The organism is Vreelandella rituensis, from assembly GCF_003336665.1.
Classification (GTDB): Bacteria; Pseudomonadota; Gammaproteobacteria; order Pseudomonadales; family Halomonadaceae; genus Vreelandella; species Vreelandella rituensis.
Window position 1 is genome coordinate 1 of the sequence record NZ_QPIJ01000049.1, and the last position, 24,389, is coordinate 24,389.

General features: G+C 57.0%; 24 protein-coding genes and 1 pseudogene. 12 read left to right on the forward strand and 13 right to left on the reverse strand.

Annotated features, from left to right (window positions below; genetic code table 11):
- The coding region (gene iscB / locus DU506_RS16465; RefSeq protein WP_181870791.1) for an RNA-guided endonuclease IscB at nt 1-643 on the reverse strand (643 nt) is incomplete at its 3' end.
- A gap of 71 nt (nt 644-714) precedes the next feature.
- Between iscB and DU506_RS22575 the strand changes: the two genes are divergently transcribed.
- Complete coding sequence (locus DU506_RS22575; RefSeq protein ID WP_268877298.1) at nt 715-837, forward strand: hypothetical protein; 123 nt, start codon at nt 715-717, stop codon at nt 835-837.
- 103 nt (nt 838-940) lie between these two features.
- Here the strand turns inward: DU506_RS22575 and cysP are convergent, their stop codons facing one another.
- The gene (cysP, locus tag DU506_RS16470; protein ID WP_114487986.1) at nt 941-1,951 is read right to left on the reverse strand and encodes a thiosulfate ABC transporter substrate-binding protein CysP; all 1,011 of its coding nucleotides are present in this window, start codon (nt 1,949-1,951) and stop codon (nt 941-943) included.
- A 235-nt stretch (nt 1,952-2,186) separates the two neighbouring features.
- On the opposite strand from cysP, the gene rpe reads away from it, so the two are divergent.
- The 3 genes from rpe to trpE are packed head-to-tail and all read left to right on the forward strand — an operon-like array spanning nt 2,187 to nt 5,088.
- Nucleotides 2,187-2,885: a ribulose-phosphate 3-epimerase gene (rpe, locus tag DU506_RS16475; RefSeq protein ID WP_114487987.1), complete on the forward strand. Its 699-nt coding sequence runs from the start codon at nt 2,187-2,189 to the stop codon at nt 2,883-2,885.
- Nucleotides 2,886-2,896: 11 nt separating this feature from the next.
- The gene (locus DU506_RS16480; RefSeq protein ID WP_114487988.1) at nt 2,897-3,592 is read left to right on the forward strand and encodes a phosphoglycolate phosphatase; all 696 of its coding nucleotides are present in this window, start codon (nt 2,897-2,899) and stop codon (nt 3,590-3,592) included.
- 2 nt (nt 3,593-3,594) lie between these two features.
- A complete protein-coding gene (gene trpE, locus DU506_RS16485) occupies nt 3,595-5,088 on the forward strand; it encodes an anthranilate synthase component I (RefSeq protein WP_114488007.1) in 1,494 nt (497 codons plus the stop codon).
- Between the two features lie 63 nt (nt 5,089-5,151).
- Here trpE and DU506_RS16490 read toward each other — a convergent pair whose 3' ends face one another.
- The 3 genes from DU506_RS16490 to DU506_RS16500 are packed head-to-tail and all read right to left on the reverse strand — an operon-like array spanning nt 5,152 to nt 7,726.
- The gene (locus tag DU506_RS16490; protein WP_114487989.1) at nt 5,152-6,081 is read right to left on the reverse strand and encodes a metal ABC transporter permease; all 930 of its coding nucleotides are present in this window, start codon (nt 6,079-6,081) and stop codon (nt 5,152-5,154) included.
- Nucleotides 6,081-6,866, reverse strand: coding sequence for a metal ABC transporter ATP-binding protein (locus tag DU506_RS16495; RefSeq protein WP_235825708.1), 786 nt, complete (start codon nt 6,864-6,866; stop codon nt 6,081-6,083). Before DU506_RS16495 ends, DU506_RS16490 begins: the two co-directional genes overlap by 1 nt.
- The gene (locus DU506_RS16500; RefSeq protein ID WP_235825710.1) at nt 6,863-7,726 is read right to left on the reverse strand and encodes a metal ABC transporter solute-binding protein, Zn/Mn family; all 864 of its coding nucleotides are present in this window, start codon (nt 7,724-7,726) and stop codon (nt 6,863-6,865) included. The genes DU506_RS16495 and DU506_RS16500 overlap by 4 nt, the downstream gene beginning before the upstream one ends.
- Nucleotides 7,727-8,099: 373 nt before the next feature.
- On the opposite strand from DU506_RS16500, the gene DU506_RS16505 reads away from it, so the two are divergent.
- Genes DU506_RS16505 through trpC form a run of 3 tightly spaced genes read left to right on the forward strand, consistent with a single transcriptional unit; the run spans nt 8,100 to nt 10,625 of the window.
- Nucleotides 8,100-8,705, forward strand: coding sequence for an anthranilate synthase component II (locus DU506_RS16505; RefSeq protein WP_114487991.1), 606 nt, complete (start codon nt 8,100-8,102; stop codon nt 8,703-8,705).
- A gap of 59 nt (nt 8,706-8,764) precedes the next feature.
- Nucleotides 8,765-9,781 (forward strand): anthranilate phosphoribosyltransferase, encoded by a 1,017-nt coding sequence (trpD, locus tag DU506_RS16510; protein WP_114487992.1) that lies wholly within the window; start codon nt 8,765-8,767, stop codon nt 9,779-9,781.
- 34 nt (nt 9,782-9,815) lie between these two features.
- Entirely contained in the window at nt 9,816-10,625 is an 810-nt protein-coding gene (trpC, locus tag DU506_RS16515; RefSeq protein ID WP_114487993.1) for an indole-3-glycerol phosphate synthase TrpC, read from the forward strand.
- Nucleotides 10,626-10,666: 41 nt separating this feature from the next.
- Here trpC and DU506_RS16520 read toward each other — a convergent pair whose 3' ends face one another.
- The 4 genes from DU506_RS16520 to DU506_RS16535 form a co-directional block, all read right to left on the reverse strand.
- Complete coding sequence (locus tag DU506_RS16520) at nt 10,667-11,368, reverse strand: glutathione S-transferase N-terminal domain-containing protein (protein ID WP_114487994.1); 702 nt, start codon at nt 11,366-11,368, stop codon at nt 10,667-10,669.
- A gap of 55 nt (nt 11,369-11,423) precedes the next feature.
- On the reverse strand, nt 11,424-11,624 hold the full coding sequence (locus DU506_RS16525) for a DUF2905 domain-containing protein (RefSeq protein ID WP_114487995.1): 201 nt from the start codon (nt 11,622-11,624) through the stop codon (nt 11,424-11,426).
- Between the two features lie 21 nt (nt 11,625-11,645).
- The gene (gene ydiJ, locus DU506_RS16530) at nt 11,646-14,789 is read right to left on the reverse strand and encodes a D-2-hydroxyglutarate dehydrogenase YdiJ (RefSeq protein WP_114488009.1); all 3,144 of its coding nucleotides are present in this window, start codon (nt 14,787-14,789) and stop codon (nt 11,646-11,648) included.
- A 96-nt stretch (nt 14,790-14,885) separates the two neighbouring features.
- Nucleotides 14,886-15,488 carry a DUF4202 domain-containing protein gene (locus DU506_RS16535; protein WP_114488010.1) on the reverse strand — a complete coding sequence of 201 codons (603 nt, stop codon included), beginning with the start codon at nt 15,486-15,488 and terminating at the stop codon, nt 14,886-14,888.
- Between the two features lie 232 nt (nt 15,489-15,720).
- Here DU506_RS16535 and DU506_RS16540 point away from each other — a divergent pair, with 232 nt between their 5' ends.
- Complete coding sequence (locus DU506_RS16540; RefSeq protein ID WP_114488011.1) at nt 15,721-16,014, forward strand: hypothetical protein; 294 nt, start codon at nt 15,721-15,723, stop codon at nt 16,012-16,014.
- 163 nt (nt 16,015-16,177) lie between these two features.
- Nucleotides 16,178-17,455, forward strand: coding sequence for a serine--tRNA ligase (gene serS / locus DU506_RS16545; protein WP_114487996.1), 1,278 nt, complete (start codon nt 16,178-16,180; stop codon nt 17,453-17,455).
- Here the strand turns inward: serS and DU506_RS16550 are convergent.
- Nucleotides 17,400-18,239: an SIMPL domain-containing protein gene (locus tag DU506_RS16550; RefSeq protein ID WP_114487997.1), complete on the reverse strand. Its 840-nt coding sequence runs from the start codon at nt 18,237-18,239 to the stop codon at nt 17,400-17,402. The genes serS and DU506_RS16550 overlap by 56 nt on opposite strands.
- Before the next feature lie 238 nt (nt 18,240-18,477).
- Here DU506_RS16550 and DU506_RS16555 point away from each other — a divergent pair, with 238 nt between their 5' ends.
- A complete protein-coding gene (locus DU506_RS16555) occupies nt 18,478-19,581 on the forward strand; it encodes an AI-2E family transporter (protein WP_114487998.1) in 1,104 nt (367 codons plus the stop codon).
- 62 nt (nt 19,582-19,643) lie between these two features.
- Here DU506_RS16555 and trxA read toward each other — a convergent pair.
- Nucleotides 19,644-19,982 (reverse strand): annotated as a pseudogene (gene trxA, locus DU506_RS16560) (thioredoxin); the annotation flags it as partial.
- A 295-nt stretch (nt 19,983-20,277) separates the two neighbouring features.
- Here trxA and cysB point away from each other — a divergent pair.
- Nucleotides 20,278-21,252 carry an HTH-type transcriptional regulator CysB gene (gene cysB, locus DU506_RS16565; RefSeq protein ID WP_114488000.1) on the forward strand — a complete coding sequence of 325 codons (975 nt, stop codon included), beginning with the start codon at nt 20,278-20,280 and terminating at the stop codon, nt 21,250-21,252.
- A 22-nt stretch (nt 21,253-21,274) separates the two neighbouring features.
- On the opposite strand, the gene DU506_RS16570 is transcribed toward cysB, so the two are convergent.
- Together DU506_RS16570 and pabB are read right to left on the reverse strand one after the other, a co-directional pair.
- Nucleotides 21,275-21,901 carry a phosphoadenosine phosphosulfate reductase domain-containing protein gene (locus DU506_RS16570; protein ID WP_415843662.1) on the reverse strand — a complete coding sequence of 209 codons (627 nt, stop codon included), beginning with the start codon at nt 21,899-21,901 and terminating at the stop codon, nt 21,275-21,277.
- A 135-nt stretch (nt 21,902-22,036) separates the two neighbouring features.
- Entirely contained in the window at nt 22,037-23,392 is a 1,356-nt protein-coding gene (pabB, locus tag DU506_RS16575; protein ID WP_114488001.1) for an aminodeoxychorismate synthase component I, read from the reverse strand.
- A 251-nt stretch (nt 23,393-23,643) separates the two neighbouring features.
- On the opposite strand from pabB, the gene DU506_RS16580 reads away from it, so the two are divergent.
- Nucleotides 23,644-24,372: a GntR family transcriptional regulator gene (locus tag DU506_RS16580; protein WP_114488013.1), complete on the forward strand. Its 729-nt coding sequence runs from the start codon at nt 23,644-23,646 to the stop codon at nt 24,370-24,372.
- Nucleotides 24,373-24,389: the final 17 nt, after the last annotated feature.

Consider the following 24,389-nt stretch of genomic DNA (forward strand, 5'->3'; position numbering starts at 1 on the left):
CGGTACCGCAGTAGGCGCACTCTCTACCCCATTTTTCGAGCAGGTATTCACGCACCTCATAGCCCAGGAGCGTGCCTTGCTGGTACTCGACCCCGGAAATCTCCGGGTTTTCCATCTTCTGTAGATCAAAGCGCACCAATTCCATGTTCAGATGAGTCACCGGCGCCCAACGGCACAGCTTGTCCACCCAGGCCATGGTTGTATCGACACGATGCTGCAAGCTGGGGGCCAGCCAGCCCTTCTTGCGCGTGCGGTTATCAAAACGCGGCTGACGATGGCGCAGGTTCTTGCTGCGACGCCGACGCCGAAAACCGGCACGTTGCTCCAAGGCTTGGCGAATCTGGAAGCCCCGATGCACCAACTGAAACAGGCAAAGCCCATGGCGGGTTGCCGGGGCTTGCTCGTCCGTCGCGTTTTCTTCCAGACGCATCAGCGCCAGGCCGGTTTCCTTGCTGCCCGGATCAATGCCCAGCAACGTCGGCTGCAAGGCGCAGTCACTCAGGCATCGATCACGCAGGCGGATCACGAAAGGCGTCAGGTTCATCACCACCACCGCCCGACCACGCTCCAGCAATAGCCGTGCGCGTTTTTCGCTACACGGCATCAACGGCTGCTTGTCCTTTCCCAATACGAACACCGCCATGCGATCTCCTTCTTAAATAGAACCCTTACGGGCCTGGTGACGCAGGTCTTCCAACCTGTCTCCCCTCGGGAATGTCTGCAACCGGCTCCTACCTTGCGGTAGCGACCAGAACCTTCGGCGCTTTACCTTTCACCAGCATGATCCTGATCTTCCAGAGCGCCGAACTGAGCGAAGCATTCGGCGGTGGGTCTTGACGACCTATTGCAAACGTAGCGGGTTGGCTACCGCTTTCCCTGGTCAACCGGGCTTGTTGTCACAAGCCTCGTCCTTTAGGGCGAGGTAGTTGACGCGTTGACGCTACCGACGCTGAAGTTGGTCAAGAAGAGCGCCCCCTTCAAAGTGGGTTTCCATTGCCTCATCCCAGCTGCCGAAGACGTTTTCCACTTCCAGAAGTTTGGTTTCCGGAAACTGATCGGCGAATTCGGCGACGACGGCTTCATGGTGAACCCGATAGTTGAAACCCGCGAGCAGCCGCTGGGTGTCTTCTGTGTAGAGGTACTCCAGGTAGCTTCGGGCGAGGTCCAGGTTACCGTTGCGTTCGGCGTGTTCTTCCACGACGGCGACCGGGAATTCGGCCAGAATGCTTACCGGCGGCACGATGACTTCATAATCTTCCGTGCCGTATTCGCCGCGAATGTTATTGACCTCGGACTCGAAACTGATCAGGACATCGCCGATGCCGCGTTCGATAAAGCTGGTGGTGGCACCACGACCGCCGGTATCGAATACTGAAACATTGCCCAGAAAGGTGCGCATGAAGTCGTGGATCCGTTCTTCGTTGCCATCGAACTGATCCTCGGCAAAGCCCCATGCCGCCAGGTAGGTATAGCGACCGTTGCCGGAGGTCTTTGGGTTGGGAAACACGATGTCGACGTCTTCACGCGCCAGGTCATCCCAGTTTTCGATGCCCTTGGGGTTGTCCTTGCGTACCAGAAAGGCGGTGGTGGAATAATACGGGGATGCATTGTTGTCGAACTGTGTCTGCCAATCCTCGGCGACCAGACCGGCGTCGGCCAGCACCTGAACATCGGTCACCTGATTGAACGTGACGACGTCGGCACGCAGACCCTGCATGATGGCACGCGCTTGAGCGGAAGAGCCGCCATGGGACTGCTGGATGAGAACCTCTTCTCCTTGGTTTTCCTGCCACCATGTCGCAAATTCAGGGTTGATGGCGGAAAACAGTTCACGTGCAATGTCGTAAGAGGAGTTCAGCATCTCGCGGTCTTGAGCAAGCGCCGGGGTGGAAACGCCGACACCCAGAGCAAGAGCAAGAACGCCGCGCCGTAGATAGAGAGGAAATGTCATGGGGATTTACCTTGTTCAGTAAGCCTGCCTGGTTCTGAGGCAGTCAGGATTTAATTGAGAAAAAGGGTAGCCCTGTTATTATGGAATTACAATCCTGTTTAATATTCTTTTTCGAAATATAAGTGTGCCTTGCGAGTGCGCAGAGCGCCTGTGAAGCCTCGCTTGCTCTGGTAAAATGCCGGTCTCTTGTGCTTCGCTATTTCACTTTTTCTGCTGCTTTATTCTGGATGACACCATGACCGCAACGTCACGTGATTTTCTGATAGCCCCCTCGATTCTTTCCGCCGATTTTGCCCGGCTGGGGGAGGAAGTGGATAACGTCCTGGCGTCAGGGGCTGATATCGTGCATTTCGATGTCATGGACAACCACTACGTTCCCAACCTGACCATCGGCCCGATGGTATGTGAGGCGCTGCGCAAACATGGCGTGACGGCGCCTATCGATGTGCACCTGATGGTCAAACCGGTGGATCGTCTGATTGGCGATTTTATCGATGCCGGTGCCACTTATATTACCTTTCACCCGGAAGGCTCCGAACATATCGACCGCTCGCTACAATTGATTCGCGAAGGCGGTTGCAAATCCGGCCTGGTATTCAACCCGGCGACGCCGCTTTCGCACCTGGATTACGTCATGGACAAGATCGACATGATTCTACTGATGAGTGTCAATCCGGGCTTCGGTGGCCAGAGTTTCATTCCAGCCACGTTGGATAAGGTGCGCGAAGCGCGGGCGCGTATCGATGCCTCGGGGCGGGACATCCGTCTGGAAGTGGATGGCGGCGTGAAAGCGGATAACATCGCGGAAATCGCTCGGGCGGGCGCTGATACCTTTGTTGCCGGTTCAGCAATTTTCAAGGCGCACCAACCCAGTGATCCCCATGGCTACGACAGCGTCATCCGGCAGATGCGTGAGCAACTGGCTCAGGGATAAAGAGAGAGGATATGCATCCGATACTGGACGACAAGCGCCTGTTGGCATTCGATCTCGATGGCACCCTGGTCGATTCCGTGCCCGACCTGGCGGTGGCAGTAAGCAAGGCGCTGCGCGAGCAAGCACTGCCCGAGCCCGGGGAGGGAGAGGTGCGTGACTGGGTGGGCAATGGTTCCTGGGTATTGATGGAGCGTGCCTTGAACTGGGCAATGGGCGAAACGCCGACGCCTGGCCAGTGCGAGCAGGGCCACCGCGATTTTCTTTACCATTATGGCCTCGCGCCTTTTGCCCGGACGCGTTTGTACCCCGGGGTCAAGACGACGCTGGACGCCCTGGCTAGGCTTCCCTTGCACCTGGTGTTGGTGACCAACAAGCCCGAGCGTTTCATCGAGCCGATCCTCGCTCATTTCGGTTTGGCCGAGCATTTCTCGCTGTGCCTGGGAGGCGACTCTCTGCCGCGCAAGAAGCCCGACCCGCTACCGCTTACCCATTGCGCTGAGCATTTTGGCATTTTGCCCGCGCAATCTTTGATGATAGGCGACTCGCGTCATGACATCGCTGCCGGCAAGGCGGCGGGCTTTGCGACATTGGCCGTGCCTTACGGCTACAATCATGGACAGCCTATCCGCCTCAGTGAGCCTGATGTGGTGCTCGACTCCCTGGAGCAGCTGCTTTCGCCTGTTCCCCATGCAACAAGGACCGCTTGATGATGACCCCGGAACGCTTCCAAGAACTCAGCCTCGCCGGCTATAACCGTATTCCGGTTTCGCGAGAGGTGCTGGCGGACCTGGATACGCCGCTTTCCACTTACCTGAAGCTGGCCAATACGCCCTGGACCTTCCTGTTGGAATCGGTTCAAGGTGGCGAGAAGTGGGGGCGTTACTCGATCATCGGCCTGCCCAGCCACGAGCGTATCGAAGTCCGCGGTTTCACGGTTCATCATATCAGTGACGGTGAAACACAGGGCGTGACCGAAGTGGAAGATCCGCTGGACTGGATAGAGAAGTTCCAGGCTCGCTTCAAGGTGCCGAAACTGGATGACCAGCCACGCTTCGATGGTGGCTTGGTGGGCTACTTCGGCTACGAGACCATTCGTTATATCGAACCACGCCTGCGGGGAGTGGAAAAACCCGATCCCCTGGGCGTGCCAGATATCTTGTTGATGGTGTGCAATGACCTGGTGGTGTTCGATAACCTTTCCGGGCGCTTGACCCTATGGACCCACGCCGACCCTGCCGACCCCCAGGCGTTGGCGCAAGCGCAGGCCCATTTGCAGCGACTTGAAACGCGGCTGCGTGAAGCGCGTGTCGACCCGAAAAGCAGTGGCAGTGGTCGTTGCGCGGTTCAGGAAAGCGATTTCAACTCCGGTTTTACCGAAAGCGGCTTCAAGGCGGCGGTGGAAAAAATCAAGGAGTACGTCCTGGCGGGTGACATCATGCAGTGCGTGCCGTCTCAGCGCATGTCGATTCCCTATCAAGCCTCGCCGCTGGATTTGTATCGGGCATTGCGCAGCTTGAACCCTTCACCCTACATGTTCTATTTCAACCTTGATGATCATCAGGTGGTGGGTTCCTCACCGGAAATTCTTACCCGCCTGGAGGGGGATGAAGTGACCGTGCGGCCCATCGCCGGTACCCGTAAACGTGGCAGGAACGAAGAGGAAGACAAGGCGCTGGAAGCGGACCTGCTTGCTGACCCCAAGGAAATCGCCGAGCACTTGATGCTGATCGACCTGGGGCGCAACGACGTGGGGCGCATCAGTGAAATCGGCAGTGTCGAAGTGACCGATCAGATGGTCGTCGAGCGCTATTCGCATGTGATGCATATCGTTTCCAACGTCACCGGCAAGCTCAAGCTGGGCCTGACGGCGATGGATGCCCTGCGCGCCACTTTTCCGGCGGGCACGGTATCCGGTGCGCCCAAGATCCGGGCACTGGAAATTCTCGATGAGCTCGAGCCGGTCAAGCGTGGGGTTTATGCCGGTGCCGTGGGTTATCTTTCCTGGCACGGCAACATGGACACCGCCATTGCGATTCGTACTGCCGTGATCAAGGATGGCCAGCTGCATGTTCAAGCCGGCGCGGGTATCGTCGCCGATTCAGTACCCGAGATGGAGTGGCAGGAAACCCTGAACAAGGGGCGGGCGATTTTCCGCGCGGTCGCCATGGCCGAACGGGGCCTGGACAACCTCGACGAAAGCTGAGGTTGGGCCGGGCCGGAAAGGGGCGAGCGTACTAAGCATGATAGTAGCGTGAGTCGCGTGGCGTCAGCCGTTCTTGTAGCGTTGGCGACGCCATTGCCGGGCGATAAGCCCATGAGAAGGCGAAAGCAACAAGGCCAGCAGAAACAGGCTGGTGGCTACCAGCACGATCGCACCGCCCGAAGCCACATCGAACGTCACCGAAAGCGATAATCCGATGACCGCCGACAGCACCCCGACGCCCACCGACAAGCCCAGCATGACGGCAAAACGATCCGTCAGCAGATGGGCCGTGGCTCCCGGTGTGATCAGCATGGCCACCACCAGGATAATGCCCACGGTTTCCAGGCTGGCGACGATGGTCAGGGTCAGAAGCAAGATCAGCCCGTAATGAATCAAGCCGGTATTGAAGCCCAGGGCCTGAGCCTGCTGTGGGTCGAAGGTATAGAGCAACAGCGGGCGGTAGGCCAGCGCCACGACGACCACTGCCAGTACGCCGGAAAATAGCGTGAGTAACAAGGCGGAAGGCTGCACCCCGAGCACATTGCCGAACAGGATATGCATCAGGTGAGTGTTGGAGGCGATCTTGCTGATGATGACGATGCCTAGAGCAAAGGCGGCAGTGAACATCAAACCCATGGCGGCATCGGACTTGATCCGGGTGTGACGTTCTATTGCACCGATTCCCAACGAGGTCAGGGCGCCGGTAATAAAGGCGCCGACGAAAAACGGCCAGCCCAGGAGATAGGCAATCGCCACCCCTGGAAGAACCGCATGGGAAATGGCATCTCCCAGCAACGACCAACGCTTGAGTACCACGAAGCAGGAAAGCATGCCGCATATCGCGCCGACCAGTATCGAGGTCAGTAGGGCGCGTTGCATGAAGGCATACTGAAAGGGCGCGGCCAGTGATTCGGGAAGCCAGCCAACGATTACCATCAGGGCATTGATCAGCAGCTCGACCAAGGAAAGGCCCAGCATCTCGAAAGCTTGCATTATTGCCACTCCTCGGCTAAATCCAGCGGGGTGGCCACCGCCATACGTGCCAGCATATGTTCGCTCAACATCTGCTCGGGTATACCTTGATCGACCACACCGCGATTGATCAAGACCACGTGGTCGGCATGCTGGCGTGTTCCCACCAGGTCGTGGGTTACCATGAGAATGGTGCGTCCGGCGCTGCGTTGTTGCGCCAACACCTTCAGAATCAAGCGTTCACTGACTGGGTCGACCCCGGCCAGGGGTTCATCCAGCAGCAGTACCTTGGCGTTTTGCGCTAACGCGCGCGCCAGCAACACGCGTTTTTTCTGTCCGCCGGAAAGTGCGCCGATGGGGCGCCTGGCAAGAGCCGACATGTCCACTGCTTCCAGAGCCTCTTCAACGGCCTGATGATGCGACCGGGCTGACCAGCGAGGCGGCAATAGCCGACGCCAGACAGTATCCTGGCGCATGAGACCGTAGCGTGCGGTCATCACGGCTTCTTTTACCGAGATCGGAAAATCCCATTCGATGGCTTCGCGTTGTGCCATATAAGCAATGGTGCCGGCCCGGCGGTGCTCGGAAAGGGAGCCGCCGAATACCTGAATGGAGCCGCGTAGAGGCTTCATGCTGCCGATCAGCAAATGAAACAAGGTCGATTTGCCGGCGCCGTTGGGGCCGATGATGGCCGTCCATTGATGGGCCTTCAGTCGCAGGTTGATATCCATCAGTACCGGCTGGCCATCATAGGCGGCGTAGACTCCCTGAATGTCGACTGCAGACGAGTCAGGCTCTGAAATCACTCCTGGATTCCCCCAAGGGTGTCGCGCAAGAGTCTTGCATTGTGGCGCATCAAGGCAAAGTAATCGGCTGCCGGCCCTTCATCGGAGCTTAGCGAATCGACGTAAAGCGGTCCCGCTATCTCAACCTGAGTATCGCGGGCTATGGCAGTGACATGGCGATCGGAGATGGTGCTCTCCCAGAAGAGTGCCTTGGGTTGACGGGTATTGACCAGGTCGATCACACGCATGACCTGGCTTGGGGTGCCTTCGGTTTCGCTATTGGTGCCCCAGATGCCGTTGTGAGTAAAGCCATAGGCATCAGCAAAATAGGAAAATGCCGCTTCGCTGGTGATCAGCAAACGCTGGTTGTCGGGAATCGTACCGAGTAATTCAGTCAATTCCTGATGCAGGGCATAGAGAGCGTTGACGGTGTCTTCGGCACGTTGATGGAAGGCATCGGCGTGGGCGGGTTGCTTCTCGGCAAGTGATTCGGCAATCACGTTGACATAGGCAACCGCCGCACGTGGGTCCATCCACATATGCGGGTCGGTTTCACCTTCATAGTCGCCGGTGATAATCGGCAAGGTGGGATAATCGGCTTGTGCGGCCAGCTCCACCAAGGGAACGTCTTCGGATAAGGTCGCCCTGACCTGAGACATCCACTGTTCCAGATTGAAACCATTATAGAAAACGATATCGGCATCTTCCAACGCCATGAAATTGCTGGGGGTGAGTTCCCAGTCATGTGCTTCGGCACCGCGAGGGGTGAGCGAGGTGACATTACCGTGTTCACCCGCGACACGTTCAACCAAATCGGCGGGAACAGAGAAAGTGGCCACGATTTCCAAGGGAGTATGATTATCGGCCCAAGCTGTCGACACGCTTGTGATAAACCCTATGTTTAGTGCAAAAAAACCTGAAAAAATAAGGCTTTTTGTATAACTCTGCACCTTGTGCATATCGCGCTCCCAGTAATCATGATAATGCTGACGATGATAGAGACTGCACGGAGCTCTTACCAGCGGCAATAAACTATCGTGGCTAGACACATTTTTAATCGTTTGCACTGAGTGGCGCGCCCGCATCCCGCACATTGGTGCGGCCCCGGAATAGCAGCGTAGCACCCAACCACACCAAACGGTACAATCGGCCTCAATACAAACGCCTGCCGCACCGCAACTCATGGCATTGTGAGTGAGATTATGAGTAAACATATGCGCGCAAGACAACAAAGCCTATAGGAATCAAAAGCTTATGCCTAAAAAGGTTTTGATGATCGATAATTACGACAGCTTCACCTTCAATATAGTGCAGTACCTGGGGGAGTTGGGCGCCGAGGTGCTGACCTATCGTAACGATGAAATCACTGTGGAAGAAATCGAGGCAATCGCGCCAAGCCATTTGGTGATTTCCCCAGGGCCTTGCACCCCCAATGAAGCGGGTATCTCGATGGCGGCCATCAAGCATTTTGCCGGCAAGCTTCCGATTCTAGGCGTTTGCCTGGGTCATCAGGCGATCGGCCAGGTGTATGGTGGCGAGGTGGTTAGAGCGCCGCAGGTCATGCATGGTAAAACCTCCGCCGTCGAGCATGACGGTACAGGCGTGTTTGCCGGCTTGGATAACCCCTTGGAAGTCACGCGCTATCACTCCCTGGTAGTGGCAAGAGAAAGTTTGCCTGGCTGTCTGGAAGTGACTGCCTGGACAAGCAAGGAGGACGTGACGCCCGACTTGATCATGGGGCTGCGCCACCGTGAGCTGGATATAGAGGGGGTACAGTTTCATCCCGAATCGATCCTGACCCACCAGGGCCATGAGCTACTGGCCAATTTTCTCAAGCGTGGCTCGAGCGCGGCTTATTGAAGCTTAGATAAGTGCCATGCTGCGCTACCCAATTACCTGAACGCGAGGACGTCCTTTTCATGCAGATGCGAGATGCCATCAACGCGGTAATGCGCCGTGAACACTTATCCTTCGAAGCTACCCATAGCGTCATGCGGCAAATCATGACCGGCGAAGCCACCGATGCTCAGGTCGGTGGCTTCTTGATCGGGTTGGCCATGAAAGGGGAAACGGCGGAAGAGATCAGTGCCGCCGCTCAAGTCATGCGTGAACTGATGAATCGCGTCTCGATCCATGCCGAGAATGTGGTTGATATCGTGGGTACCGGGGGAGACGGCGCCAACCTTTTCAATGTGTCGACCGCGGCAAGTTTCGTGGCGGCTGCCGGCGGCGCCCATGTCGCCAAACACGGCAACCGCAGTGTGTCTTCGTCTTCCGGCAGTGCGGACCTGTTCGATGTGGCAGGAATCTACCTGGATCTCAAGCCGGAACAGGTCGGGCGCTGTATCGAGCAGGTCGGGGTAGGGTTCATGTTTGCGCCCAACCATCACCCGGCGATGCGTTATGCCATCGGTCCAAGGCGGGAAATGGGCGTGCGCACCCTGTTCAATATCCTGGGGCCGCTGACCAATCCAGCAGGTGCGCCGAATCAGGTATTAGGGGTCTATGCACCGGAACTGGTGCCGTTGATGGCTGAGGTGCTGCAGCATCTGGGCAGCCGCCACGTCATGGTGGTTCACTCCGAGGATGGCCTGGATGAAATTTCTCTGGCGGCACCCACCCAAGTAGCGGAATTGAAAGATGGTGCGATTACCCAATACACCATCACCCCGGAAAGCCTGGGCATCGAACGCCAGAGCCTGGCTGCGTTGCAGGTGGCGAGTGCCGAAGACAGCCTGCGCCTGGTGCGTGCGTCCCTGGTGGGCGATGGCGCAGCCGCTGATATAGTGGCCTTGAATGCCGGCGCTGCCCTCTATTGCGCCGGGGTTGCCGATGATTTGAAAGAAGGCGTATTGCTGGCCCAGGATGCTCAAGCATCCAAGTTGCCCCTGGAAAAAATGAACGAGCTGGCGAATTTCACCCGGGTCTTCCGTTGAGCGCTGTTTCTGTCCTTTTTGCGAAGAGATTTTCATGAATCAAACTGTCACCCCTACCATCCTGACCCGTATCCTGGCGCAAAAAGATGCAGAGGTTGCCGAACGTCGTCAGGCGGTATCTGAAGCCGATCTTCTGGCATTGGCGGTAGAGCAAACGGCGCCACGCGGTTTTATCCAGGCGTTGACGCAACGCATCAAGGCGGGTGAGCCTGGTGTGGTCGCCGAGATCAAGAAAGCCTCTCCCTCCAAGGGCGTTATCCGGGAAGTTTTCGATCCAGCTGAAATCGCCATGAGTTATGCCCAGGGTGGCGCGGCTTGTTTATCCGTGTTGACCGACGCGAACTTCTTTCAAGGCCATGAGGATTACCTGATTGCCGCTCGAGATGCCTGTGATCTGCCGGTAATCCGCAAGGATTTCATTACCCACGGCTATCAGGTGTCCGAGGCGCGGGCCATTGGCGCCGATTGCATATTGTTGATTGTGGCGGCGCTGGATAACCACCAGTTAGTGGACCTTAATCGACAAGCCATCGAACTTGGCATGGATGTGCTGGTCGAGGTTCACGATGCGCAGGAGCTTGAGCGAGCGCTCAAGCTGGGGCTTTCTCTGGTGGGTATCAACAACCGCAACCTCCACACCTTCGAGACGCGCCTGGAAACCACCCTGGAACTGCTGCCACTGATTCCCGCTGAAATCCTGGTGATCACCGAGTCCGGCATTCACGAACAGGCGGATATCCAGCGCATGCGCAGCCACGACGTTCACGGCTTTCTGGTAGGTGAGGCCTTCATGCGCGAGGAAAATCCGGGGGAGGCCCTGCGCCGCCTGTTCTTTACGGCGTAGGGTCTTCACGGCATTGTGCGTCGTTAATAAAGAGCAGAGCATCACTCAAGCGACTCCCTGAGGGAACTGCGAGTGGCGGCCTGCTCCTTTTGCTGATCGTCGGGGATCTGCATTCCCCGGATCACAGCAGGGCGGGCGCCGACTCGCTTGAGCCAATTCAGCAGGGGGTTCAGGCCGCTCACGACCTCGGCTTCGGTCTCTTCCTCACTGAGCTCCTCAACGGCAGTTTTCGCCCAGGCATAGCAGGCGATATCTGCGATGCTGTAGTGAGCGCCTCCCAGGTAAGGTACCTCCTCTAACTGGGCATTCATGACTTCCAGCAAACGCAAGGATTCTTCGCGATAGCGCTTGATGGCCATGTCACTTTTTTCCGGGGCGGCATTCTTGAACCAGTGCCACTGGCCGACCATTGGCCCAAGATGAGCCATCTGGAAAAATAGCCAGCCCAATGTCTCGGTGCGCTCTTCACCTGATTCCGGTAGTAGAATGCCGGTCTTTTCCGCCAGGTAAATCAGAATATTACCCGACTCGAATAGCCGTCTTGGCTGTCCCGAGGCATCCTTGGACTCATGATCCAGCAGTGCCGGAATCTTGCCATTCGGGCTGATTTTGCGAAATTCAGCGTCGTGTTGCTGGTCCTTGGTGATGTCCACGGCAATCACCCGATAAGGCAAACCGAGCTCCTCCAGCATGATGGAGGCTTTCCTGCCATTGGGTGTGCTCCAGGTATATAGCTCAATCATCACGGTGCTCCTTTTAACGGGGGCTGTTGATTCGAAGCTAGCGATCGACTAACCACTAGCGATTCACTAACCACAGTAGTACCGATAGCAACAGGCTCGCCAAGATCATCGTGGTGACAGGAAAGTAGAAAGTGAAATTCTCACGGCGTATGGCAATATCCCCGGGCAGCTGGCCCAGGGGGAGTTTGGAAAGCCAGGGCCACAGCAGGCCGATAGTCACGATCACCAATCCCAGCACGATCAAGGTTTTCGACATTCGCCCTCCTGAGGATATGGCTTAATGGCGTCCGCTTTCCTTGAGCACCTTCAATAGCCCCTGTAACGGATGCAACAGCGTCGTCTCGGAGAAGCGTTTGACCTGGCTGCGACAGGAGTAGCCGGTCGCCAGTAGCCGGTCTTGGCGCTGCTCATCTTCCACCACCGGTTGCCAGGACTGCGCGTAAATGGCGGTTGAGGTGGCAAGGTTACGGGTCTCATGGCCATAGGTGCCGGACATGCCACAGCAGCCGGTCGCGACCAATTCCAGTTTCAGGCCGAACGCCGCGAACACTTGCTGCCAGGCCTTGGGGCTGCCCGGTGCATTGGTTTTTTCGGTGCAATGCGAAAGCAGTTGATAGCCGGGATCGTGGAGCGTCAGGTTATGCGGCACGAAACGCGTGCCCAGCGACAACAGCCACTCCTGGAGCATCAGTACCTCGGGTACCGCCTTGGAGCCCAGCGATTTGACGTATTCCTGACGATAAGTGAGGGTCATGGCCGGGTCGATACCCACCAGGGGCACCCCGAAGTCGGCAAGGGTACGCAAGCGTTTGGCCTGCTTTTCGGCAGTGCGCTCGAAGGCACCCAGAAAACCCTGAACGTGCAAGGGTTTGCCATTGACGGAATAAGGCGCCACGAATACACGGATATCCAGGCGCGATAACAGCTCGACGATATCCATCACCAGCCGAGCTTCAAAGTAGCTGGTGAACGCATCCTGGATAATCACCACACTACGGGCTTTCTGTTGTTCGGTAAGCAGCGCCAGAGAGGTGGGGGTGGCTTCGCTGATTCCCCAGGCCTGGAGTTGTTTTTTCAGGTTGGCGCGGGAAAGTGGCGGGCTATCACTGATGCCCAAGGGGCCTGCCATCAATTTGTCGACCCAGCGTTGGCCGATCAAGCTGTTATACACAGGTGCCATTCTCGCGAGCGCCGGCATGGTGAATTCCGTGGCGCCGATCACATAATCACGCAACGGACGCAGGTAGCGACCGTGGTAGACCTCGAGAAACTGCGAGCGAAACTGCGGTACGTTGACCTTTACCGGGCACTGTCCGGCGCATGACTTGCAGGCCAGGCAGCCGGCCATGGCGTCATACACTTCGTGGGAAAAATCGTTGTGGTTGCGGCGGGCCAATGTGTTGAAGGTGCGCGCCGGGAAACTCTTGATAAATCCCCAGCGGCCTTCGGCTTTCTTTTTACGCGATTCATCCACGACGTCAATGCCAGCCTGCCCTTGCAGCCGCAGCCATTCGCGAATCAGGCTGGCACGCCCCTTGGGCGAGTGAATACGGTCTCGGGTGGCTTTCCACGACGGACACATGGGGTCATCGACATCGTAGTTGTAGCAGGCGCCGTTGCCGTTGCAATACACCGCGGCGTCATAGGCTTGCCAGGCCTGTTCGTCAATCTGACGATCGAGTTCTCCGCGTGTGGTCACCCCATCGATGGCCAGAAGATTGGGGTCGTTGGCTTTCACCGGCGTGTCGCCCAGGGGGGTGGCGATCTTGCCCGGATTCAATTGGTTGTAGGGGTCGAAAGCGGCTTTCACACGTTGCAGGCTGGGGTAAAGGTCGCCGAAGAATTTAGGCGCGTATTCCGAGCGTATCCCCTTGCCATGTTCGCCCCATAGCAGGCCGTGATATTTTTGGGTCAGGGCGGCGACTTCGTCCGACACCTCTCGAATCAGGCGTGCCTGCTGAGGGTCTTTCATATCGATGGCGGGGCGTACATGCAATACCCCGGCGTCCACATGGCCGAACATGCCGTATTCCAGCCCCCGGGCGTCCAGGGCGGCGCGAAACTCGCTGATGAAATCCGCCAGGCTCTCCGGCGGTACGGCGGTATCTTCGACAAACGGAATCGGACGCTTTTCGCCCTTGGCATTACCCAATAATCCCACTGCACGCTTACGCATGGCATAGATGCGCTGAATCTTTGGCCGGCCTTCCGCCAAGGTGTAGCCCAGCCGAGGCACGCTTTCGTCATGGGTAAGGTGCTGGGTAAACGCTGCGACGCGTTCAGCCAAACGCTCGGGATCATCGTCGTTGAATTCGATCAGGTTGATGCCGCGAATCGCCACGGTCTGGGTGGTTTCGCCCTCTTCCTGGGGAAAGAACTCGGCGACGCTGTCCCAGACGAAATCATCCATCGCCAGCATCAGTACCTTGTCATCGACGGTTTCGATGGAAGTGGGGCGTGGCGACCGGGGCAGGGTCGATGAGGAGCCGCTTCCCATCAAGGCCTTGGCGTCACGCAGCGCCTCCATGAAGCTTGCGTAGCGCACGTTGACCAGGGTGGAGTGCTTGGGAATCGGCAGCACATTGAGCACCGCTTCATTGAGAAACCCCAATGAGCCTTCCGAGCCGCACATCAGGCTATTGATATCCAGGCGGCCTTCTGCATCGCGCAGGTGCGCCAGGTCATAACCGGTCAGGCAGCGGTTCAGCGGAGGGAAGGTCGCCTTGATCAGCTCACCCTGGGTGTCGATGATGTCTTGCGCGGTCTTGTGAACGCGGCCGCGTATGCCGCTTTGCTCACATTCAGCCTGTTCTTCGGCCTTGGTGAGCGGGCAGCTCTTCAGGTGAACGCCCCCCAGCAGGATGCTGTCCAGTTCCAGGACGTGATTGCGCGTCTTGCCGTATTCGCAACTGCCCTGGCCGCTGGCATCGGTGGAAATCATTCCGCCGATGGTGGCGCGGTTGGAGGTGGAAAGATCCGGGGCGAAAAATAACCCATGCGGCTTGAGGGCGGCATTGAGCTGGTCCTTGACCACCCCAGCCTGGACGCGCACCCGTCGGTTTTCCGGGTCGATATCCAGAATCCGGTTCATGTAGCGTGTGACATCCACCACCAGCCCATCGGTAAGCGACTGGCCGTTGGTGCCGGTGCCGCCGCCTCGTGGGGTGAGGACGATATTGCGATGCGGCACTTGCGCGGCCAGCTTGGTGATACGTTCGATATCTTCGGCATGCTTGGGGTAGAGCGCCGCCTGGGGCAAGCGCTGATAGATCGAATTATCGGTCGCAAGCACCGTGCGATTAGCGTAATCAGGCGCAATATCGCCTTCAAAGCCAGCGGTTTTCAGCGCTGCCAGAAACCGTACGTAATGCTTGTCGAGACGCTCGATAAGAGCGGTTTGGGTATCCAGAGGTGCAATCATATTCAAGCCATCGCTGCCGGAGTTGCCGGAGGGGGAAGTAAGTAGGCTTACTTTACCGCAGCGAAAGGTCAGGCGCACCCAGCGCCATGCGTTGCATTACTTGGCCAAGGCTTCTTCCACCAGGCTGCGCGCTTGTGCCGGCATGGGAAGCGCCAAGGCCAACTCATGCGCCTGGGGTGACATCTTGCCCCAGGTTTTTTGCACGATGCGCAGCATGTGATCGTGTTCCAAGGTGCGCGAAAAATCGCCGAAATAATTTTCCAGAAAGACCAGGCAGGCGCAATCTTCCAATGCCTGAACGCAGGCGTCACGCCCCAATCCTTGCTTGCGGATCATCCCGGCGACACGTGCGGCATCTTCGGGGCTGTAACCGGCATTCTCCATCAAGCCTGCGGTGGTCTCACCGGCGCGCTTGCCCTGGTCGCGACGCCAGGTCAGATAGCCCACCCGGCCTGCGGGGTAGTCTTCGCGCGGCACCTGCCAGCGTTGCAGGTGCTGAGCGCGCACCGCTAGACGCAACAGCTCATCGGGGGCTTCATGAGCTCTTTCCTGCACTCTTTCCAGCCATTCGCTCATGCGTTGCGCGTACCATAATTCTCGGGGAACCGGCTCGCCACGCACCTCGACATGGCGTGGGTCTTGGTCATGCAGTGCATCGAGCGCGGTCAGGGTCTGCTCGAAAGGTGACGAAGTGCTCATGTTGGCTCCTGGGGTTGGGATGCTTTTGGTGATGGGATGCTTTGTAGGCGTATTTTGGCGACGAATACTTTCCATCATGCAAGGCCTCCTGGCCGGTTACCAATCGCGAGCCGGTAATCTACCTGTACGGCTAATACATGCTGTAGCATTCACTGAACCACATGCGCCGGTTTTTCCGGAACCACCTATTTTCTTAATGGTCAGTTACTACCTATTTCCGGAAACCATCTCTATGCAGTCAGTCAGTTTTTTTGATTCAGTCGGTGAACAAATAGGCGAGATCATTCGCGCCTTCGTCGACTTTCTAGTGGCACTTTTCAGCAATTTCTTTGGCGCCATGGATGCCTTCGTGGATGGGTTAACCCGCTCGCTGGGCATCAACGCCTCGTTCTTCAGTATTGCTGTACTGGTGATCGGTCTCTTGATCGTTTTCGGCGGTATCCGCGCTCTGCTGCGTGGTTCGGTCATTGGCGGGGTGCTCCGAACCTTGGTCGGGTTAGTGATTCTTTCCTGGTTGATTCCCTGACACCTATCTATTACCTAATCCCCAATCTATTAAAAGCGGGGATTTTTGGTAACGTTCCGGCGAGACCATGGCCCCTGGGTCGGCTTTTGCCTACAATAGACGCCTTTTCGCGCAGCTTGCGTTGCGCATAGTTGATTGATTTCAGGCCAAGGGACAGGATTTCATGCTCGATCCGAAACTGCTGCGCGGTGATCTTGAAGAGGTTGCCCGACAACTGGCCCGGCGGGGCTTTGTGCTCGATATTGAGCAGCTGCAAAGGCTGGAAACCCAGCGCCGCGAGCTGCAAACCGAAACCGAACAATTGCAGAATGAGCGCAATCAGCGTTCCAAGGCGATTGGCAAGGCCAAGGCCAATGGCGAAGACATAGCGCCCTTGCTGGCGGAAGTCAGCGATCTTGGGGAGCGTCTGGATAGCGCCAAGGCCAAGCTCGCGGATGCTCAGGAGCATTGGGAGTCGTTGGTGAGCGGCATACCCAATCTGCCGCATGAAAGCGTGCCTGAAGGCAAGAGGGAAGAGGACAACGTGGAGCTTCACCGCTGGGGCACGCCGCGCGAGTTCGATTTCGATGTATTGGATCATGTTGATCTGGGCAAGAAGTCCGGTTATCTCGATTTTGACCTGGCGGTCAAGCTGACCGGTGCCCGCTTTGCGGTGATGCGGGGGCCGATTGCGCGCCTGCACCGTGCGCTGACCCAGTTCATGCTGGATACCCAGACCGAGCAACATGGCTACGAAGAGTGCTATGTGCCGTATATGGTCAATCGTGACTCCCTGTTTGGCACCGGCCAGTTGCCGAAATTCGGCAAGGACCTGTTCAAGCTGGATGACGAGCGTGGCTATCACCTGATTCCCACCGCCGAGGTGCCGCTGACCAATTTTGCCCGTGACGAGATACTCGACCAGGCAATGCTACCCATGAAACTGACCGCGCATACGCCTTGTTTTCGTAGTGAAGCGGGGTCGCATGGGCGTGATACGCGGGGCATGATTCGCCAGCATCAGTTCGACAAGGTCGAAATGGTACAGCTGGTGGAGCCGGAGACGAGCTATACGGCGCTCGAAGAGATGCGCGGCCATGCCGAAGCAATTCTGCAAGCGCTGGCGTTGCCGTATCGGGTGGTGACCCTGTGTGCCGGGGACATGGGCTTCGGCGCGGCCAAGACCTACGATCTGGAAGTGTGGCTGCCTAGCCAGGAAACGTACCGTGAGATTTCTTCGGTTTCCAACTGTGAAGATTTTCAGGCGCGGCGCATGCGGGCACGTTTTCGTCATCCCGAAGAAAAGAAGCCTCGCTTACTGCATACCTTGAACGGCTCGGGCCTGGCGGTGGGGCGTTGCCTGCTGGCGGTCATGGAGAATCACCAGCAGGCCGACGGATCGATTACTATTCCTGAACCGCTGCGTCCTTATCTGGGTGGGGTCGAGCGGCTTTCTCTGTAATGGCCCATTGAACGTTGACTCCGGCATCGATACGGATGGTGCCGGGGCGATACTCGGCTTGGGCACCGCTGCTTTCCATGCTATCGGCACGCATCGACATCATGCGCGGGGCAAAGACCGGCGATTGCGTTTCCTGGACTTGAGTGATCTCGCCAAGCGTAATGTCCAATGTATCGGCCATCAGTTGCGCTTTGTGGCGAGCTTTTTCGAGCGCTTTCACCAAGGCTTCATCGGTGGCGGCTTCACGGTCTTTCAAGTCGAACTGAACGCCGTCGAGGGAGCTAGCCCCTGCCTCGACCAGAGCATCAAGTACGTCTCCCAGTCGTTGCAGGTCGTTCAGTGCTACCTCGATAGGACGTTCCAGGCGGGTACGTACAAGTGTCTCTCGCTCTTTGTCATTCTGCGAAGGGCCGTTGACATGCTCTGGCTGTATATTGAGTGACCCCGCCTTGATGGCGTCACGCGCCAGACCTATTTCTTCCATGTGACCAATCAACTTGCTGGCACGCTGCTCCAGGCGTTGCCGTGCCTCGGCCAAGGCGTCGCTATCCTGCGCCTGGTTGTCGTGTTGCGCCACTGCGGGAGTGTGTTCCCATAGCCTGGCCTTCAAGGTGGCCTTGTCTGGCTCTACGTCCACCGAAGCCTCGGCTTGGATGTTAAGTGAAGGTGGTGGATGAGAGGCCGAAGCAGAGGCGGTGGTTGTGCTCATGAATACGGCAAGAGTGCCGAGCAGTGTGGCCAGAAGTGAATGGCGTAGCGTTTTGGCGTGATCAAGCGACAACATGGTAAAGCCTCCTTGCAGGCAACCGGGTAGATTGATGTCTGAGCGAGTAGCGAACGGACAAAAATCCTGAGTAGAGTGAACGAAACCGGAGCACGACTAATCTCATATGGGTTGGAAGCATGAGACGTTAGAAAGTTCACCAATGCCCGCACCAAGCGGCTCAAGAAAATGCCATCTGGTTTGTGCTCTTGGCGAGCTGCGACCATGATGAAAAAGATGGCAGGCAAGAGTAAAGGATATGGCGAAGTTATCGGAAGAGTACTACCGCAGTGTTCCCCTGAACGCTACCTTGGCGATGGCGGCATTGGTGGTGATTGTGGCCGGAATGAAGACCGGTGCCGACTTGCTCGTGCCGTTGCTGCTGGCAATTTTCATTGCGGTGGTGTGCACGGCCCCGGTGCAATGGCTGAACCAGCGAGGTTTGAGTTTACGTGTGGCTGTGTGGCTGACGCTGTTGGTGTTGCTGGTGTTTGTCTCCTTGCTCGGTTTATTGGTAGTCAATAGTTTCACTACCTTTATTGAAGCATTGCCGGACATTGAGTCGCGCCTGTACGAACATTACTGGGACCTGCTTAATGTCTTGGCCTCCAAGGGGTTGGCGATCAACCCGGACCAGCTAGGTAGTATATTCAATATGGATGAAGAGACTTCCTGGGTTCCCCAGTTTATTGGGGAAATAGGCAATCTTTTCATGCAAAGCATTATCGTGGCACTGCTGGTTATTTTCCTGTTGTTTGAAACCCTGAATTTTCGCGAAAAGGTGTCGCGGGCCCTGGTCAATCCAGCACCGAGCTTGAAGCGTTTCAGGGAATTCAGTTCGACGCTTAAACGTTATCTGGCGGTCAAGACCATGATCAGTCTGGTCACTGGCATATTGGTTTGGCTGGCCTGTCTGGCGGTTGGTGTCGACTTTCCTTTGCTGTGGGCGGTGTTCGCCTTTGCGTTGAACTTTATTCCCAATATCGGCTCGGCGATTGCGGCGATACCTCCGGTACTGCTGCTGTTGGTAGCTCAGGATGGGGGCGTGCTGGAGGCAATGATATTGGCTTCGGCTTACCTGGTGATCAACTTCGTACTGGGAAACCTGGTAGAGCCCAGAGTGATGGGGCAGGCGTTAGGGTTGTCGACGTTTATCGCATTTCTTTCGCTGGTGGTATGGGGGTGGATCTTCGGGGTGGCCGGGATGCTGTTATCGGTACTTTTGACGATGACGCTGAAGATTGCCCTGGATAGTCATCCGCAAACGCGCTGGATATCGCATTTGCTCGGCCCGGGGGCAGGGCCGAAGGCGCCTCCCAGTATCGAGAAAGCCGACCTGCCGCCTTCCGAGCGCCGCCAGTAGCCAATGAATGACGCCGCCGACCCCAAGGTCGGCGGCGAAGCTACACAGGGGCAGGACAGGGATCAGGCGTTTTGATCGATGAACTGTGCCAGCTGTGATTTGGACTGGGCGCCTACCAAGGAAGCTACCTTGGTACCGGACTTGAACAACATCACGGTGGGAACGCCTCGCACGCCTTGTTCAGCTGCAATTTCCGGCGCGTCGTCGACGTTGATGCTGACGACCTTGAGGTTGGTCTCACGCTCAGCGGCCACTTCATCCACCACCGGTGCCATCACCTTGCACGGGCCGCACCAAGGTGCCCAGAACTTCAGCAGTACCGGCTGTTCAGCGTTAAGTACTTCCTGTTCAAAATTGGCGTTGGTGACATCAACATTATTGGCCATATGCTTCTCCCGTTTGCGTTGCTCTTGCTGTTACGTTGCCTCAAAGTGAGCAACGATCTCACGCGGCGTAGTGATGTTTTTACCGCGCCAAGTCGGCAGATGTTAGCGGGCGTAGAAGGTGGTGGCAAATTTCCTGTGTTAATACGAAAGCGGAAGACCCTAGTACGCATTGCACTTAAAATGCTAGATGTATATGCTATAAAGTAATTATCTTTGGATTGTTTATTCGATCGAACGCTATGCCGAGGTGCTATAGCCAGTCTGCTATCAGTGTGGCAAACGCTCGTGAGGAAGGCCATGGGAGGGGAGCATGAAATTACAACAATTACGCTACATCTGGGAGGTAAGTCGTCACAGCTTGAATGTGTCGGCTACCGCACAAAGTCTCTTTACCTCTCAGCCGGGAATTTCCAAACAGATTCGCTTGCTGGAAGATGAGCTGGGGGTAGAGATATTTGCCCGTAGCGGCAAGCACCTGACTCGGGTGACACCTGCGGGTGAGGCGATTATCGAGCTGGCGGGAAAAGTGCTGCGCCTGTCCGAAAACATCAAGCAAGTGGCTCAGGAGCACAGTGATGAGCATCGGGGCAGCCTGTCAATTGCCACCACTCATACCCAGGCACGTTATGCGTTGCCGCCCGTGATCAGCGAGTTCACTCGTAAATACCCCGATGTCGCCCTGCACATGCAGCAAGGTACGCCGAAGCAGATCGCCCAGATGGTAAGCGAAGGTCAGGCGGATTTCGCCATTGCCACCGAATCGCTGGAGCTGTTCACGGACCTCATCCTACTGCCGTGCTACCGCTGGAACCGCTGCGTGCTGGTGCCCAAAGGCCATCCTCTGGAGACGCTTGAAGGCCCGCTTACCCTGGAAGCCCTGGCAGGCTATCCCCTGGTAACCTACGTTTTCGGCTTTACCGGTCGCTCCCAGCTGGATGACGCCTTCAAGGCTCGGGAGCTTACCCCCAACGTGGTGCTGACGGCTTCCGATGCCGATGTGATCAAGACGTATGTTCGACTGGGCATGGGGGTTGGAATCGTTGCGCACATGGCGGTGGACCCGACGCTGGATAGCGATCTCGTGGTAGTCGATGCCAGCCACTTGTTTGCCAGCTCCACCACCAAGATCGGCATTCGCCGGGGCACCTTCATGCGCGGTTATATGTACGATTTCCTCGAGCGCTTTGCACCGCACCTTGACCGTGACCGAGTCGATGCGGCGCTGACGGCGGGGCCGCGACATGAACAGGAGCTGTTCAAGGACCTGGAGCTGCCTGAATATTAAGCGCTGTCTGAAAGCCAGTCGGTCAATGCTGAAGGTGCAGGCCGCACTCGCGCTTGTCCTCCACCTTGGTGGGGTCGAAGTAATCGAAATTGTTGGGCAGGTCGTGAGCCTGTAGATACTGATACATCTCACGTGCCGTCCAGTGAAGCACCGGGGCTACCTTCAACAGGCCGTCGGCGTTACGCGATACTGGCTGCATGCGTGAGCGCTCGGGAGTGTCTTCGGCGCGTAGGGCGGTAATCCAGACGTCCGGCTGCATTTCACGTAATGCCCGCTCGAACGGTTCCAGTTTGACTTCCTGAGTGAATGCCGTGTGGCGTGGATCCTCGATATCGGGGACCAAACCCTCCACGGCTTCACGGTGGGCGCGTGAGCGACGTGGCAAATAGGTGATCAAGTTGAGGTTCAGGCGTTTGGCGATCTCGTCGGCAAATTGATAAGTGGCCGGCGTGTTGTAGCCGTTATCCATCCATACCACTGGGATATCCGGCTGGACCTGGGTGACCAGATGCAGAATAACCGCTTCGAAAGGGCGAAAGTTGGTGGTGCAGATAGCGTGCTTGCCAAGGCCCAGCGCCCATTCCGTCAGGGCTTTCGGGTCGTGACCCAAGTCACGATTGATAGTGTCTAGATCCAGTTCCAGGGTCATTGGGGTCTCCGGTGGCAGTCAGAAAACAGACATTGTCGATATGCCTAGCCTATCAAAGCGGCTTGGCCTCTCCCCAATACCGTTTGGTTAGGGTTTTATATTCCTTTTTGATTTATAGGGCGTGATTTTTATGCCTTATTCAAGGGCTCCGATCAAATGGCGAATCTTGTCGAGTGTCTCGGTATATTCTTCGGTTTCCACTGAGTCCGCCACCAGCCCGCCACCGCCCCACACATGCAGCTCACCGGCATCGGCAATCACGCTACGAATGGCAATCGAGGTGTCCATATGGCCGCGCCTGTCTACATAACCCAGGCTGCCGCAATATACGCTGCGCTGGCTGGGCTCCAGTTCATCGATGATCTGCATGGCACGTACCTTGGGGGCGCCAGTGATCGAACCACCCGGAAATGCAGCTGCCAGTAAGGCAAGCGGGGTGCGTTCATCGCTCAATTGTCCCTGCACCACGCTGACCAGATGGTGAACGTTGGGGTAGCTCTGGAGTTTGCACAGTTGAGGAACGCGGATGCTGCCGGGCCGACAGACGCGCCCCAGATCATTGCGTAGCAGATCCACGATCATTACATTTTCCGCACGATCCTTTTCGCTGTTCGAAAGCTGACTTGCCAGGGCGCGATCCTCTTGTGGGGTCTTGCCACGCGGTCGAGTGCCCTTGATTGGGTGGGTTTCCACCCAAGGATGGCGACATTGGAGAAAGCGCTCGGGAGAAAGGGAGAGTACCGCCTTGTCTGCCCACGCCATGTAGCCCGAGAAGGGGGTCGGCGTAGCATTACGCAGGCGCAGGTAGGCTTGCCATAAATCGCCTGTATAGGGGGCATGAAAGCGCTGAGCCAGGTTGATCTGATAGCAATCCCCGGCGCGAATATAGCGTTGAACAGCTTCGAAGCGCTGGCCATACGCCTGACGATCCAGCTCTGCGGTAAATGTCCGTAACAGGGTGAATTCGGCGGAAGCTGGGGCCGGTTGTGCCAGCCACGTTCGAACCTGCCGGCCACGTTCGGCCGTTGCCACCAGCCAGGCTTGCTGGCAATGATGGTCCTGGATGATCGCCCAGTCATACAGGCCCAGGCGGCAAGCCGGCAGCTGAGTCACGGCCTTGCCCGTGGCGGAAATGGCATGAATCCGGCGACCCAGGTCATAGCTCCAATAGCCGAGTAAACCGCCTAGAAATGGCAAGTCGCTATCGAGCGTGATGGGGGGGAGTTGCTCCAGTAGTTTCTGCTGGGCCTGAAAGGCATCAAGCTCGGCGACGGTTTCCGCGGGTAAAGGTGGGGTGCAATGCAACTGGCCTTGTTGCGTCACTTCCATTAAAGCCAGAGGGTCGCTGCTCATGATGTCGTAACGCCCGGATGTGGCAACGGGTCGCCCACTGTCCAGCAGGATCGCGCCGGGACGTTGACGCAACCGCGCAAACAACGCCAAGGGGCTAGAGGAATAAGGCACGGCAGTGATCAATAATGGCGTTGTCATAAAGCAAAATGCCTGGCCGATAGGGGGCGACATATTCTAGGCGCGATGAATCCATGAGACCAGCTAGCGAATATGATGACTTTTTCACGTTCGGTTTAGCGGCTTAAAATCTTGCTGATTGTTGACAGTGATGCGGTTAAGAGTCGCTTGGAATACAACGAAAGATGTATGAAATCGCCCCCTATGGCTTATTGACGCCATCGTTACAGAAAGCTAAAGTCTTTTCATCACTCAATTGTCGACAATTTACCATGACGTTATTTGATTCCGGCTTAGAAAACCAGGATACGACCAGCACCGAAACGTCGCATCCCGAAGTGCGTACCTTGGCTGAGCGCGTATTTCACCAGTTGCAGGACGCCATTGTGCGCGGTGAACTTGCGCCCGGCAGCAAGATCACCGAGCCAGGCCTTTCCAAGACGTATGGTATTTCCCGTGGGCCACTACGTGAAGCCATGCGGCGGCTCGAGGCTCATCGGCTGATCCAGCGCGTGCCACACGTCGGTGCGCGAGTGGTGCAATTGTCGATGAAGGAGCTGCTGGAATTGTTCGATGTTCGCGAAGCCCTGGAAAGCATGGCGGCGCGCTTGGCGGCCGAGAACATGAGTGCCGAGGAAATCGCCGGTCTTAGAGAAGTGCTGGCGGTGCATGAGCGCCAAGCCGATTTGCGCCGGGGGGAAGCCTACTACCAGCGGGAAGGGGATCTGGACTTTCACTATCGCATCGTTCAAGGCAGCCATAACAATATGCTGATGACGTTGCTGTGCGATGACCTCTATTACCTGGTCAGATTGTACCGCACCCAGTTCAGTGCCAGTGGCTCCCGGCCTCAGCTGGCGTTTGTCGAACACCACCGGATTGTGGATGCCATAGAAGCCGGCGATGCGGAACTGGCCGAATTTCTCATGCGGCGCCATGTCAGCGCCTCGAGGGCCAATGTCGTGGACCGTTACGCCGCGGCACTCGAACAGCAAGCTTGACTACCAGAAGTGAACAA

What these genes read in the sequence shown, in the direction of transcription:
- DU506_RS16520 (WP_114487994.1), bottom strand. Translation starts at nt 11,368, where the DNA reads ATGATTGAGCTATATACCTGGAGCACACCCAATGGCAGGAAAGCCTCC.
- DU506_RS16535 (WP_114488010.1), bottom strand. Translation starts at nt 15,488, where the DNA reads ATGAGCACTTCGTCACCTTTCGAGCAGACCCTGACCGCGCTCGATGCA.
- DU506_RS16490 (WP_114487989.1), bottom strand. Translation starts at nt 6,081, where the DNA reads ATGCAAGCTTTCGAGATGCTGGGCCTTTCCTTGGTCGAGCTGCTGATC.
- DU506_RS16550 (WP_114487997.1), bottom strand. Translation starts at nt 18,239, where the DNA reads ATGTTGTCGCTTGATCACGCCAAAACGCTACGCCATTCACTTCTGGCC.
- DU506_RS16555 (WP_114487998.1), top strand. Translation starts at nt 18,478, where the DNA reads ATGGCGAAGTTATCGGAAGAGTACTACCGCAGTGTTCCCCTGAACGCT.
- serS (WP_114487996.1), top strand. Translation starts at nt 16,178, where the DNA reads ATGCTCGATCCGAAACTGCTGCGCGGTGATCTTGAAGAGGTTGCCCGA.
- DU506_RS16540 (WP_114488011.1), top strand. Translation starts at nt 15,721, where the DNA reads ATGCAGTCAGTCAGTTTTTTTGATTCAGTCGGTGAACAAATAGGCGAG.
- trpD (WP_114487992.1), top strand. Translation starts at nt 8,765, where the DNA reads ATGCAGATGCGAGATGCCATCAACGCGGTAATGCGCCGTGAACACTTA.
- cysP (WP_114487986.1), bottom strand. Translation starts at nt 1,951, where the DNA reads ATGACATTTCCTCTCTATCTACGGCGCGGCGTTCTTGCTCTTGCTCTG.
- trpC (WP_114487993.1), top strand. Translation starts at nt 9,816, where the DNA reads ATGAATCAAACTGTCACCCCTACCATCCTGACCCGTATCCTGGCGCAA.
- DU506_RS22575 (WP_268877298.1), top strand. Translation starts at nt 715, where the DNA reads ATGTCTGCAACCGGCTCCTACCTTGCGGTAGCGACCAGAACCTTCGGC.
- DU506_RS16580 (WP_114488013.1), top strand. Translation starts at nt 23,644, where the DNA reads ATGACGTTATTTGATTCCGGCTTAGAAAACCAGGATACGACCAGCACC.
- trpE (WP_114488007.1), top strand. Translation starts at nt 3,595, where the DNA reads ATGACCCCGGAACGCTTCCAAGAACTCAGCCTCGCCGGCTATAACCGT.
- ydiJ (WP_114488009.1), bottom strand. Translation starts at nt 14,789, where the DNA reads ATGATTGCACCTCTGGATACCCAAACCGCTCTTATCGAGCGTCTCGAC.
- DU506_RS16525 (WP_114487995.1), bottom strand. Translation starts at nt 11,624, where the DNA reads ATGTCGAAAACCTTGATCGTGCTGGGATTGGTGATCGTGACTATCGGC.
- DU506_RS16480 (WP_114487988.1), top strand. Translation starts at nt 2,897, where the DNA reads ATGCATCCGATACTGGACGACAAGCGCCTGTTGGCATTCGATCTCGAT.
- rpe (WP_114487987.1), top strand. Translation starts at nt 2,187, where the DNA reads ATGACCGCAACGTCACGTGATTTTCTGATAGCCCCCTCGATTCTTTCC.
- DU506_RS16570 (WP_415843662.1), bottom strand. Translation starts at nt 21,901, where the DNA reads ATGACCCTGGAACTGGATCTAGACACTATCAATCGTGACTTGGGTCAC.
- pabB (WP_114488001.1), bottom strand. Translation starts at nt 23,392, where the DNA reads ATGACAACGCCATTATTGATCACTGCCGTGCCTTATTCCTCTAGCCCC.
- cysB (WP_114488000.1), top strand. Translation starts at nt 20,278, where the DNA reads ATGAAATTACAACAATTACGCTACATCTGGGAGGTAAGTCGTCACAGC.
- DU506_RS16505 (WP_114487991.1), top strand. Translation starts at nt 8,100, where the DNA reads ATGCCTAAAAAGGTTTTGATGATCGATAATTACGACAGCTTCACCTTC.